At 56.2% G+C, this 13,094-nt stretch carries 11 protein-coding genes; 5 read left to right on the top strand and 6 right to left on the bottom strand.

Translation table 11 applies throughout. From position 1 onward, the window contains the following. Positions 1-275 precede the first annotated feature (275 nt). The 6 genes from D2V07_RS11775 to gloA form a co-directional block, all read right to left on the bottom strand. Positions 276-1,310: an IS110 family RNA-guided transposase gene (locus D2V07_RS11775; RefSeq protein ID WP_119587162.1), complete on the bottom strand. Its 1,035-nt coding sequence runs from the start codon at positions 1,308-1,310 to the stop codon at positions 276-278. 132 nt (positions 1,311-1,442) lie between these two features. After that, positions 1,443-3,617: a TonB-dependent receptor gene (locus D2V07_RS11770; RefSeq protein ID WP_158586822.1), complete on the bottom strand. Its 2,175-nt coding sequence runs from the start codon at positions 3,615-3,617 to the stop codon at positions 1,443-1,445. Between the two features lie 196 nt (positions 3,618-3,813). Beyond that, a complete protein-coding gene (locus D2V07_RS11765; RefSeq protein ID WP_158586821.1) occupies positions 3,814-4,773 on the bottom strand; it encodes a helix-turn-helix domain-containing protein in 960 nt (319 codons plus the stop codon). A gap of 129 nt (positions 4,774-4,902) precedes the next feature. Beyond that, on the bottom strand, positions 4,903-6,624 hold the full coding sequence (gene dld, locus D2V07_RS11760; protein ID WP_119587159.1) for a D-lactate dehydrogenase: 1,722 nt from the start codon (positions 6,622-6,624) through the stop codon (positions 4,903-4,905). Further along, positions 6,584-7,039, bottom strand: coding sequence for a cupin domain-containing protein (locus D2V07_RS11755; protein WP_119587158.1), 456 nt, complete (start codon positions 7,037-7,039; stop codon positions 6,584-6,586). Before D2V07_RS11755 ends, dld begins: the two co-directional genes overlap by 41 nt. A 37-nt stretch (positions 7,040-7,076) precedes the next feature. Continuing rightward, the gene (gene gloA, locus D2V07_RS11750; protein ID WP_119587157.1) at positions 7,077-7,613 is read right to left on the bottom strand and encodes a lactoylglutathione lyase; all 537 of its coding nucleotides are present in this window, start codon (positions 7,611-7,613) and stop codon (positions 7,077-7,079) included. 546 nt (positions 7,614-8,159) lie between these two features. Between gloA and D2V07_RS11745 the strand changes: the two genes are divergently transcribed. From D2V07_RS11745 to D2V07_RS11725, 5 genes are all read left to right on the top strand, one after another. Continuing rightward, positions 8,160-9,140 (top strand): hypothetical protein, encoded by a 981-nt coding sequence (locus D2V07_RS11745; protein WP_119587156.1) that lies wholly within the window; start codon positions 8,160-8,162, stop codon positions 9,138-9,140. Further along, the gene (locus tag D2V07_RS11740) at positions 9,133-10,221 is read left to right on the top strand and encodes a lipase family protein (protein ID WP_119587155.1); all 1,089 of its coding nucleotides are present in this window, start codon (positions 9,133-9,135) and stop codon (positions 10,219-10,221) included. Before D2V07_RS11745 ends, D2V07_RS11740 begins: the two co-directional genes overlap by 8 nt. A 99-nt stretch (positions 10,222-10,320) precedes the next feature. Further along, positions 10,321-11,274, top strand: a complete 954-nt coding sequence (locus D2V07_RS11735) for a HamA C-terminal domain-containing protein (RefSeq protein WP_119587154.1) — start codon at positions 10,321-10,323, stop codon at positions 11,272-11,274. After that, positions 11,264-12,646 carry a DEAD/DEAH box helicase gene (locus D2V07_RS11730; protein ID WP_119587153.1) on the top strand — a complete coding sequence of 461 codons (1,383 nt, stop codon included), beginning with the start codon at positions 11,264-11,266 and terminating at the stop codon, positions 12,644-12,646. Before D2V07_RS11735 ends, D2V07_RS11730 begins: the two co-directional genes overlap by 11 nt. A 2-nt stretch (positions 12,647-12,648) precedes the next feature. Then, positions 12,649-12,936, top strand: coding sequence for a DCL family protein (locus D2V07_RS11725; protein ID WP_119587152.1), 288 nt, complete (start codon positions 12,649-12,651; stop codon positions 12,934-12,936). Positions 12,937-13,094: the final 158 nt, after the last annotated feature.

Raw genomic sequence — 13,094 nt, 5'->3', positions numbered from 1 at the left:
TGGGCCGTGTGTGGACGGCCCTCCGTTGGCAAGGGTTTTATGAAGTTTTGCATTCTGCTGGTCGAGGCGGCCATGTGTCCGGCCTTTGAATGCGGCTGTGTCATGCGCCGCTGGCCATGATGCCTTTCGCGCGAACCGGGTCCCGACCTATAGCACGCGCTCGAAGCGCCACGGCCCAAAATGGGTTTTCCCGATCCGGCGGTTTCAACCGGCTTCGTGCATCAACTCCTCTTTGCCCTTTCCAACTTCGTCAGCGCGGTGACCGCGCGAAGCTTCTATACCGGCATCGGCTGCGGCTGCGGCTGGCGATAGCGTTCGCCACTGGTCATCAGCGCCCAGACCATGCGGGCGTTTTTGTTCGCAAGCGCCACCGCCGCGACCTTGGCAGGCCGGCGGGCAAGCAATTGAACTAGCCAAGGTCGCTTCGTGCCATGCCGCTCGGCATGGCGGATGACCGCCATCGCCCCGACGACGAGCATCTGCCGCAGGTATCGGTTGCCCGCCCGGGTTATACTGCCGAGCCGCTCCTTACCGCCCGACGAGTTCTGCTTGGGCACGAGCCCGATCCATGCAGCGAGATCGCGACCGGTCTTGAACACTGTGGGGTCGGCGACCGATGCAACGAATGCGCTTGCGAGAAGCGGCCCCACGCCGGGGATCTCCATCAATCGGCGGCCGAGCTCGGTCCGCCGTGCACTGGCCAGTACGCGTCGGTCATTCTCGAGAATCTGCTGCTTCACGACATCAAGCTGCGCTGCCAGCATCTGCAGACAAAGACGCGCATCCTCCGGCACGCGATCGTCGCCTGCATCGGCGACCACCTCGAGCAGCCGTTCGACCCCAAGTCGGCCGACCGGTGCCACCACTCCAAACTCCGAGATGTGTGCACGGATCGCGTTCGAGATCTGGGTGCGTTGGCGGTTCAGCATCAACCGCACACGGTGAAGCATCATCAGGCTCTGCTGCTCTGGGCTCTTCACCGCGACGAAGCGCATCGTCGGCCGGGTCACCGCCTCGCAGATCGCTTCCGCATCGGCAGCGTCGTTCTTCCCGCGCTTGACGTAGGGCTTCACGTATTGCGCCGGCATCAGCTTCACATCGTGACCCAGTGCGGTCAACTCTCGCGCCCAGTAATGCGAGTTGTTGCACGCCTCGATGCCGACGAGACACCGCGGCAGCGTCGCGAAGAACGGCAGCATCCTCGCTCGCGTCAGTCGGCGGCGGATCAGCACCTTGCCATCTGCTCCAACGCCATGCACCTGGAACACCGACTTCGCGATATCCAGACCAATCGTAACCACTTCGCTCATCTCGAGTCTCCTTCCAGCTCAATCCCGCGATACTACCGCAGGTGGATGGAGAGCCGTCCACAGCATCAGTAGCGGACGGTCAGCTAATGCTACTCCGCGAACTGCAAGCAGACCCCAGAGAGGGGAACCCTTTTAGAATTCGAAACCGGCAGAGACAATAAAGCGGCGTGTCTGCCCCAGGGTTCCGATAATGATTTGCCCGGGCTCGCCGGGGTTCAGGCTGCCGGCGAAATTGGGAAATTCCTGTAGGTCGTTGAAGTACCGCTCGTCGAAAAGGTTTTCGACTCTCGCGCCGATTTTGAAGGATCCGAAATCGATACCTGCCGCAAGGTCGACAACGAAATAGGACGGGTTGTCGAACACGGGATATTCATCGCCGGGCGCATCGAAGAACTGGGAATTGGTAGAGCTATTGCCCTTGTAACGGGCCTGTCCGCGGATGAAGAATTCGTTGAGCCCGATATCGCCTTCGTATTCCAGTGCGGCGCTGCCGCTCCAGCTGGCCACGTTGGGCGGCTGTACGCCCGATAGATCGCGGCCGGTTACAGGAGAAAAGGTGCCATCGTCCCACTCGGCATCGATGTAGCCCGCACCGCCAGAGAGGGTGAGGTTGTTGGTCAGTTGCCATGTCAGGTCGAACTCGACCCCCATCTGGGTCGAATCGCCGACATTGACGACCCCTTCGACAAAGCCCCCGGTCTGGGGGTCTGCGGCCTGCAATTCGAACTGGCGATCATTGTACGCGATGTAGAAAGCCGCCACCGTCAGGAACAGCGAGTTGTCGAGCAGTCGACCTTTATAACCGATCTCGATCTGGTCGGCAGTTTCCTCGCCATAGCCTAGCAACGTATTGGCGCCGGTTAAATTCGATAGCGAGAAATCAGCCGGTTCGAAGCCTTGCGAGAAGGTGGCGTAGAGCAGTGTCGTTTCATCCGGGTTCTGCCAGGCGATCGATGCGCGGCCGAGGACGACCGTCTCCTTATTCTCGCCGTCAAGACCGGTATCGAGGTTTGCGCGGCTGGTGCGGGTGTTGTCGACCCGCAGGCCACCACTCAGTTCGATCTGGCCGAAGGTGTAGGAGGCATTGATGAAGGCAGCCAGCTGCTCCCGCTCTCGCCGACTTATCTCGAAAGGCACTTCCGCCAGCAGCACGTCGTCATCCTGGCCAAGCGGAGCACAGGTGCCCGGATCGAGATAACAGAAAGCCTCGCGAATCAGCAGGTTTGAATCGAGATCGCGCGTCAGGTCGAGATAGTAGGCGCCAACTTGCCACTCGAAAGGCCCACCACTGTCCGAGGAAAGCCGGATTTCCTGCGTGAAGGCATCGAATTCCTCGGGTCGCACCAGATCGAGAACGAACTCGTTCTGGATGTCGAGATCGGTCTCGCGGCGCGAGGACGTATCGGTGTAGGAGGTGATCGACTGCAAGGTCACGTTACCGATGGGAATGTCGATGTGCCCGGTCAGGCCCAGCGTTTCCCGCTCGTTGCGCGGATTGTAGCTGAGGTCGATCAAATTGGAGTAGCCGAAATTCGTATCGGTTTCCCGGACCCAGGCGTTATTCGGGCCGTCATATTCGTTGTAGCGCGCGGTAAAGTAGATCTCCGTGCCGCCAGCCAATTCTCCGAACAACGCACCGCGAACGCCGTATTGTTCGCGGTGGCCGATGTCTTCGTCGGCAACGGCTATCTGGCCGTTCAGGCGCGGGGTGCGTGGGTTGACGAGGAAGCCGTCGTCGGTCTCTCCGAAGGCAAAAACCTTGAAGGCCCAGTCCTCTCCCAATGGGATGTTCAGTTCCAGCTCGCCGTCGAAATAGTTATCCGTCCCGGCGCGGGCGGCAATGCGCCCTTCGAACACGCCCGGATCGGGTCGCGCGCTGACGAACTTCACCGCGCCGCCGATATTGGAGCCGCCGTAGAGGATGCCCTGCGGTCCCTTCAGCACCTCGATCCGCTCGATGTCACCAAAGCGCGACGATGCATCGCCGAACAGCTGCACGTCATCGAGATAGAAGCCGACGCCCTGCGTATTCCCAAAGCCACCAAGGCCCCGGACTGTCACATTCGGAAAGCCATCGGCGCGAGTGCTGAGTTGCAAATTGGGAACTGCCAGGCCTACATCGTCGATGTCCTCAATATTTGCGCGTTCCAGTGTTTCCTGGCCGAATGCTGTGACGCTCTCCGGCACCTCCAGCACTGTCTCGGCGCGCTTGCGAGCTGTCACGATGATGACACCGGGCGTCTGCTCTGCCGCAGCCTCTTGAGCTGCGCTGCTCTGTGCAAATGCGGGGCCACTTGCGGCTAACACGCCCAGCAATCCGAAAAGCGATGCACCGCCTCGCAAGGAAGCCCGACTATTGGTCGACAGATCGAACATGAGACTCTCCCAAAATCATGCTTGTTTCAGGAGCCAATGTCGCACGCTTGTCCCCTCGGCTCTCTGCGTGGAGTGCAACGTAACTGTTCGATTTGTGTAATGAAGGCCTGTGCGGTCGAACTTCGGCTCAGTGTGCGCCGAGTGCAGTTCTGCGTAACTCTGTGGGCGAAACGCCGTAGGCCGCCTTTATCTTGCGTCCGAAATGTGCGGAATTGGAAAAGCCCCAGGAGAAAGCGATATCGGTGACGCTGCGGTGCGCGTGGTCGGCGTTTTGTAGATCGCGCTTGCAGCCTTCCATGCGCTTTTGCACGACATAGCGCCACGGCGTGGTTCCGCCACATTCGAACAGCCAATGCAGGTAACGAAGCGATATGCAGTTGCGCGCTGCGATCGTTTCTAGATCTAAGCCGGGGTCGCGCAGCATCGGCTGGATCTTGGCCTTGACCGTTTCCAGTTGCGCCTCGCGATGGGTGTTCTCGCTCATTCGCGGTGCTAGCGGGGCAACGAGGATGGCAATCGCCGCTTCGATAAGGGCGTTATAGCGCATGGGACTCTTGTCGAAATCGATCTGCGAAAGAGAGCGCACGTAACTTCCCAGCATCGCGGCGTTCGGCTCCCCGCTTTTGAGGTGGCGCGGAAGGTCGCGCCAGCCGTTTGGCACCCAGTTCTTCAACCGGTCGAGCGGTACGACGAGCGACATCTTGTGCAATGGTTCAAGGACAGAAAACTGCATCGGCTGGGTGTTGTCCCATACGAAAACATCGCCGCGCGACAGCGTCGTCTCCTGATCGCCCAGCTTCATGTACTCCTTGCCGGACAGCACCAGCTGGATAGTCAGCTGTTCGCTTTCGATAAGGGAGGTTTCTGCACGAGAGCGGTTGGCCCCGCATGGATCGCAGAAGCATTCGACTAGAGAGAGACCGGGCAATTTACTGGCTTTTACCTTGGCTGAGAACCCAGTGCTCCGTGGGAACTCCGGGTTCCAGCTGCCGAATGTTTCATTCAGCGCTGCAACCCACGCGTCGTATCGTTCCTGTGAGGAAAAATCCGAGGTGGACCAGCTTACCTGATCGATCGAGCCGTGCATTGTCGTTCTCCCCTGCCGGGACCATTCGACTGGTCCTCTGTGCATTTGGTGCCCGGGTTGCGGCCCCGGCTCCATTGTTTCAACTTATTCGAGTTTTCGTCATTTACAAAATCTTCCGGTGGACATCGGTCAATCCGCCCAATTTTGCGCGCGCGAGGTTTGGCCGACTCCCGGGTTCAGCGAATTGGTCGGATCGAGTTTGCGATAGAATTGCGCCACGTGATCGGGCGCCCTGTAAAGGTGGCCGAAATTGTGTTCGGCCGGCATCTGACCACCACGCGCCTCGACCAGTGCCTTCACTGCTTTTTCGAAGGATTCGGCGCTGAAACCCGGTTTCAATACGTAATCGAGGTGGAAGACGTGGCACAGGAAGTGGCCGTATATTGCACGGTCTTTCACCTGGCTCTCCAGGTCCTCCGGCAGGTGCAGCAACCAGTCTGGGGTATCTCTCGGCAAGGCGATATCGAGCGCCGCCAGTTCGCAGCGCCCGCCCGAGAGATCGCGCAACCTTACAGTAGCCCCGGCGCTCGCGAAACGCAGGCGAAAGGCGGCTTCGGCTTCCGCTTTTGACATGGGCCGGAACGTCAGGCCGGGGAGTGCGCAATACGTGGCCAGCATCGCCTCGATAGGTTCGATGCCACTACCGTCCGTAGTGATCAGCAGCACGTGCTCGTTTTCCTGCATGAACTCCCGCAGATTTACCGGCGCCGGGTGACCGCCGATCGTGGACAGCTTTTGCGAAACCCGTCCTGCCAGATGATTGCCAAGGCCCACGCGGCGTCCGATAGCATCCATCCGCTTTTGCAGGCTCAGCACCCGAGGCATCGCCGCCGCGCCAAAAAGTGTCAGCGCCTGGCAGATGTCGCGCCCGTGGCTGGCAGCGAGTTGGATGGCGCTGCGATGCATGTATTCGCAGACGGATGGCAGCGTTTGCAGATTGTCCAGCATGACCCTTCGCAAGCCGGCAAGGTGTTCGACCGAATTGGTGCCCACGATAAAGCTGCGTTCGCGCTCGGGTGCGGCATATGTCGGGACCCGCACGGCGAAGACGACGAGTTTTCCTGCACAGCCCGATGCTGCATGCAATCGGGCAGGGTCCGCGTTGTATCGCGCTGGCGTGGCGGCCACCTCCCTCACGTGATCGGCATAGTTGAATGGATCAAGGCCATGTCCCGTTGGCCTTATCGAAGTTCGCTTTTGCGCTTTTCCGGTATGTCCACGATCAAGCGCGCCCAGAATAGCTTCCGGGGTTTCTCCGAGATCGCGATCAAGTCCGTTGTGCAACTCAAGCTCGCCGTCAGCAGTTATGCGCGCAAACAGGCTGCGGCGCGTGAAGGCCGGACCGCGTCGAACGAGCGCTCCGCCCGAATTGTTGCAGATGCCACCCACCACGGACGCTCCGATGCACGATGAGCCGATCACGGAGTGAGGCACGCGGCCGAGCGGTCTGATCGCCAGCTCGAGCCCGGTCAGCGTACTGCCCGCTAGGCAGATAGCTTCCTTTCCCTCCATCATGGGCATGATGCCGGTGATGCGTGTGGTGGAAATCAGCACGACTGGCCTGTCGTAGTCGCCATATGGAGTCGAGCCGCCCGTCAGCCCGGTGTTGGCGGCCTGGACAATCATGATCGCGTGGTGATGCACGCAGGCCTTCACCGCGCGCCATAGCTCCACCAGTGTACCGGGGCGGACTACCGCCAGCACGGCACCGCCGCCAACCCTGTATCCCTTGCTATAGCGGCCAGTGCGATTTGCGTCGGTGAGAAGGTATTTCCGGCCGACCGCAGCACGAAGATCGCGGATCAGGTCTTCAGGCAGATTGGGCTCCTTCCCATGCAGCCTGCACCGCATCCCAGGTCACCAGCGCATGCGTGGTGCCACCAGGCGCATCGACGAACTGGAGCGGCCCGAGGAAGGTCATGTAGAATTCGCTGTCGACAGGGAAGTAGGTCTTCCCGTGAAAGGCGCTGGTCGCTTCATAGCCGTAGGCAGGGGCGGCAACGGTTTCGCCCCCATCGTCAGTCCCTCCGCGAACCTCCATGCGCCCCTTGGTCAAGAAATATTCGCCTGGGCCGATGTGATGGTGACTGTTGAAGGAAGAACCCGCAGGGCAATCAAAGATCGCTGCCCAAGATCCCAGCTCAGGCGCGACGTTGAGCAGTTTCCAACGAATACCACCTGCACTCAGTGCATCGGGGAACGGGACCCACTCGATCTCGTCCAGTTGCACCGCGCGGCCTTCGACAGGCGAGAATCTGGTTTTCATTGCACTATCCTTCATTGATCAGTTGCGATTTGACGGCTCATCCGCAGATTTGCGCGCTGTTCGCGGGATTGAGTATCTCGATCCAGTAGCCATCGGGGTCCTTTATGAAGGCTAGGCCCTTCATCTTGCCGTCGTTTGGTTTCTTCACGAATTCCACGCCCAGCTCGTCAAACCGCGCGCAGGCCGCGTCGACATCGGGCACGGCGAGGCCGATATGGCCGAAGCCCTGCGGATCGGCATTGCCGTCGTGATAGGGCTCGCCGTCCTCGTCCTCTGTCCCGTGGTTATGCGTGAGTTCCAGCATGGCAGGCTGGCGAAATGCGTATTTCAGGCGCCCGTCGTCATCGCCCGGAAGATCATCCTCCGGCGAAACGTAGCCAAGGAAATACAAGGTAAAAGCCATCTCCGGGAAGGGAATGGCTCTCACCAAGGTCATGCCGAGAACATACTGGTAGAAAGGGAGGGACCGCTTCGGATCCTTGATCCGGAGCATGGTCTGGTTGAATACGAAACCGCGCGTCTCTTCCGGCGCGTTGGTATCGCCTTCAGGCCGCTGTTCTGGAAATTCCTTCATGACATTCTCGCTTTTTCGCAAAGTGCGCGGGACTTCGCGGCTCTCGTCAGACAGGTCTTACTCCCAGGCAAAAAGGATGACTCGCCCATTCCTGCAAGTTTGCGCGCCCACTTGCGCAACCAAGTGACTGCCAGGGTGACAGGCTCTGATAGCGTGGTTCTTTGGCTCTCAGGTTTCGTTTTTAGCCAGCTTATCGACCGGTAGGAACCACGAGATCGGCGTCTGCTTTCGAGGCCGCTCTGAGACCATTCGAATGACCGATATTAGGGCGCAAAGCTGCCGAGTTCTGGCGCATCGGCGAGCGGCAGCTTCGCACCCCAAGTCCGACATTCCACGCTTCAAACTACGAAGTCGAAAGCTGCCGATCGCAATTCATTCACGTTGCGGCAGAAACTGGACCGTTGGCTGACGGCCCGCATGGAGATGGTTCAACTACATACTTCAACCTATGCACCGATTGGATTCTCTTGCCATTCCTAGGCCTTTTGGAAGGTTTCCGTACTTGCTATGACTGAGGCCTACTCATGAATAAGACCGGGCTAAAACATGACTATCGATGAACTAAAGAACGTTATTCTTACCGTCGTTCTCGCACAAGGGAACGATTTCATCAAAGAACTACTCCGGCAACATCAAATCAAAATTGGGACCACGAAACGAGACTTTGCAAACAACCTCATGGAGGCGGTCGAGAACGGGACCCTTACTGAGGAGATGATTGAAGACTGGCTGGCCGAGGTTGAAGGTTGGGGAAATCAGCATCTCTATGTCTTTGCCAGCCCCACTATACCGATTGAAACAGTTCCCGCGACCATAAGAGCGACCCCGTTTGCTGAGTTGTTAGAAGCGCCGAAAAGATTTGAGTTTCCAGATAACTATTCGCTGTCCGGCATAGATCTCGATGAGCAAGGCGTGTCCCTTATCTGGCACATCGGGAAGCAATCATGGCCTCGCGCGAGAGCTCGCGATTATCGACGAGAGATCGATGGTGACATCTTTCGGTTCGATGCCTACCGGCTCATGCGCGAAAGGAGCGTTGTCCGCTTCCTCTGGCGCTTCGATGAAGATCACTGCGTAGTTCTAATCCATAGAAACAAGGATATCGATCATGTTGAGGCCAAAGCAGTGGTCTGGCAGGCGCTTCGAGAGATTGGACTTTGCGATGCAACTAGGCCGATTATTTCTCTTTCCGAAGCGGTCAAGACCGCAAGCCGCCAAGATGGAACGAGGCAAACTCGGATGGAAGTCGACGATGGATATGTTGAGCTCAAGTCAACCAGTGCTGAAGGTGGGATCAACCAAGTTGAGGCTGTTCGACAAGCCCGTCGAGCTGTGAACGATGAAGCGTTCACGCGAGCTCAGGGCAGGTTCGCAGTGCGACAAAACGATGACCAGGCCCAACCGATTTCAGTAGAAGTTGCCGGGGAAGATGGACGAATCCGCATATGGGCACAATGCAAACGGGAATTTGTGCACTTCGTCATTGATCGTTTCATCCGATTAAACACAGCTCCAGAAAATGACTAAAGCCGAAGACTGGCTTTATGAGATAAAGGGTCGCCAACGAGACGGCACCCAACTCGAATTCTCGGCCCAGCAGTTTGCGGAAGTGAGAGGTGAGCCGTGGCCTAACCAGCCTCTGGTCGATTTTCTTGAAAGCCAAGTTGTCGATGGTTTGATGAGGCGGATCGATCATTTTCTCTGTCCGAACCACCAGTGCGGCGAGACCCTCGACGACGGCATGTTGGCAGCGGGTGAATGCGCGAATTGCAACTTTGAGTTCGCTCTTGAGGACGAGGAGCCCATCGTTTCTACCCGATACCGCATCGTTGGGAAGCCAAGCCGAGACATCCCATGGATGATTGTAGTTCATGGGTTCAACACACGAGGAACATGGCAGGAAGACCTCAGTTGGCTAATAGCCAATAAGCTTCGGTATGCGGCTCCGATATTGATCTACAAGTACGGCTGGGCAACGCTCGACGTGCTTTCGCGCCCGTTACAAAAACGTCAGATCAAATCATTCGGGCGGAGAATGCGGAAGGCGATTGACTATGCAAGAGCCAGAGGCATTGTCGAAAGGCCAGATATAATCGCACATAGTTTTGGCACGCATCTCTTCACACAGGTTTTGAAAGACCCAGAGTTCGAGGACCTTAAGTTTGGACGAGTGATTACCGTTGGCAGTATAGTGAGACCAGATTTCGATTGGGCCTCTCTGGCAGAGAATGATCGTATCGGAGCCGTCCTCAATCATATGGGGGGCAGAGACATGCCAGTGCTGTTCGCCCAATTTATGATTCCTGGGACGGGACCTGGAGCACGTATTGGTTATCTAGACAAGTATACGGTCAATCATTTGGACCCTGCGTTTGATCACTCAGAGGCCTTGCGTTCTACACGACTTCAAGAACAATTAAGGGATGGTGGGCTGTGGGAACGATTTCTCACTCAACCCGAAGGAAACTTCGCCTCGGATAACAAGCACACCCAAACTCAATGGAAGGCAGCTTGGATTGGGCTGCGAGCGGTTGCTCGCTTGATTGGATGGGGGGTAATAATTGTCCTTGGCCCATTTTCCTACATCAGACGAAAGTTCGATCCGTGATAGCGCGCTCCTTTTTTCGCGTGCACCTCAGAACAACCTAATAGGCCAACCTAAGGTCGCCTTACAAGTAACTATCCCTTAGAGTCGCGGAGACCTGTATTGTCGACAATCTCACCAGATGACCTGCAAGTGATTATCGCGGGCGATCCCGAAGAATTGGACGTACATCTGAGCCTGATCGAAAAGGATTTGACTGTTGATAGCTGTAGTGTGCGCATTCATTGTCATTGCCTGACTATCGATGGAAATGGGCGGGTCAACCCCAAGCGACTAGCAGAATTCCTTCGCAACACGGTTGCGGATTACGCGATACCAAAATCGCGGATGGAAGCTGCACGTGAGCGTGACGCGAAGTTCAAATCTTCAAGCGCCACAACCGCTCTTCACCACGAAGCTGTCTCGACTTTCACTGATCTCTCCAAAACCGGAGAAGGCGGAGAAATGCTCCTCTACATCCTCGCAGAACGCTTCTTAGGATTGCCGCAAGTCCTTTGCAAAATGGATTTGAAGACAGATTCTCGTATGCATTATCATGGAGCTGATGGAGTTTATGCAAGTGTCTCGGACGAAGGATTGTTGAAGCTCTTTTGGGGAGAATCGAAAGTATATGGTGACCCGGCGGCTGCTATTCGCGACTGCCTCAATTCACTTGCTCCATTCTTGATTGAGGAAGACCATGAGAGCTCATCCAGGGAGCGCGATTTATGCCTCCTGAGCGACAAAGTTGATCTGAATGATCCCGAATTGACGGCAGCATTCAAGAAATACTTTGATAGGACTTCGACTCAATCAAACCGTGTTGAGTACTGCGGTGTGGCGCTCGTCGGATTCGATGCTGATTTCTACCCCGGAGAAGACGAAAAGGGAGTGGCTGAAGACATTGCTAAAGCGGCAAAAGCTGAGATGGCGACACGGCTTGGCAATGTTTCCAAGCGGCTTCTTGAGGAGAAGATGCAGCATTTCGACATACAGCTCCTTTGTGTCCCGATGCCGTCCGCTGAAGGATTTCGTGCGAGTTTCCTAGAAGCGTTGGGCCTGAAGCATGAAAAGTGAGGAGTTATTCGACTGGCTAGTCGATGAAGCGCTTTCGAAGGAGATCGAAGCGATTACCCAAATCACGGTAGCATTAGAAATTGACAACATAACTGAAGTTGACCGGGAAGATGGCGAGCGGACCTGCGATTGGAACCGCCTGCTCTTAGCTGCAAGCATTTTGGCCAAGTCTCAAACGCGGAAACACCAGGAGGCGGCTTTGCGCATCGCTACCGCGGCTATCTCGCTGTCGACGGAAATCGAAGTGAGGGACGCCGGAGCCGTCTTGCTAGAAAAGCTGTCCAACCATAGGGCAGCTAAGTTAGCCGAAGACCGAGAACTTGTGAAAGCAAACAGGAATGAGCGGCTCGGTTTTTCAATGCGCCTTGAAGCGCTTCGCCGCGAGATGGAGGATTCGGTTCTTGTCGAAACGGATGGTTCTTGGTTGACCGTCAACGACTTTCAACAAAAGCTTTGGTCCGGTGCCACGACAGAAGACACTTGGGTTTCGGCCTCCGCACAGACCGCATCGGGAAAGACATTCCTGATACTGCAATGGCTCAACAATTACGTTCGCACATCAGAAAACCGCGTCGCAGTCTACCTTGCACCGACGCGAGCACTGGTCACAGAAATCGAAAGCGAGTTGAAGACCCTCCTCAAGGATACCGAAAACGTCTCAGTCCATTCGATACTCGACGAGCAAGATAAAAAGGATCAAGAGCTTCTTGATCTTGCAGATTTGGCTCGAAAGGCAGTCCATCGAGATTACCAGCTCGCCCCTTTGGTAGAGCGCGGCGTGCCGTCCGAAAGCGTGGATGCTTATGATCGCTTCGTAACGATCATGGAACGGGTCAATGCGAACGTCGTACCCGTCTTTCTGCCGCCTGGTTTAATTCCCCTTCATTCGTTGATCGTTGTCGAGTGGCTAAAGGGGTATTCTCTTGCCGCGATTATCCGAAACCGTATCGACTATCAAAAGCGGAATGGGCGCTCATACCGGCTACCCAATCTCATCCGTGAGACACTGGAAATTGTTGAGCAAACGGCGCGGTTCAAGGCTCCCAAATACCTGTCTTCCTACGTCGATGTCCTCAACTATCATCTCGTTGAAATTGAGCGTTCTGACCTGATCGACGAAGAGTTTGATATTGGTGTTGCCTTGGAATTTGGCGTGTCGAGCAAGACGCTGCTTTCACTAATGGAGCTAGGGCTCTCCCGAATGACTGCGGTCGAACTCTATGAGAAGATTGCACAGGATGACCTCGACAGAGACGGCTGCCTCAGTTGGATTCGTAGGTATTCGCCTGAGTTCGAAGGGATGAACATTCCAAACCTCATCGCAAAAGAGGTGTTAGAGAAAGTGCCATTGGAAGATCCCAGCCGGAGTTGATTATGCCAGCGAAGCCCCTCACGATTGGAAAGCATCACTTTGCCAGGAAAGGAGATGCTCAGAACTTTTTCAGAGAGATGCTCTACAGGTACGATCTTGCAGACAAAGTATCGCAAGAAGATGAAACCGTCCTCAGGCTATTATTAGATCGCCACCCTGAAGCATCAGAGAAAATTGGAGCTGGCGTGGATAGCTTTAGCATTCGTTCGGCGGACTTTGGAACACGGTGCTTTTGGATCAACCGAGTCGATGGTTCGACCGAAAAGTTCTCGTTCAAAGCCTGCCTCTGACCAAAAAGCTGCAACTCTCGACCCTATACTATAAGCCGACGAAGGAAGGCATTAAGTTAAGTGAGCCGACATCAGGCCAGTGATGTCTCGCTCAGACCCTGCTTCATTGAGAGCTTTTTTGAACCGGGTAGGTCGGACGCTTATGTCCGCTTACCCGC

This window comes from Aurantiacibacter zhengii (assembly GCF_003584125.1).
Lineage (GTDB): Bacteria > Pseudomonadota > Alphaproteobacteria > Sphingomonadales > Sphingomonadaceae > Alteraurantiacibacter > Alteraurantiacibacter zhengii.
This window is presented reverse-complemented; position numbering and strand designations above follow the sequence as displayed.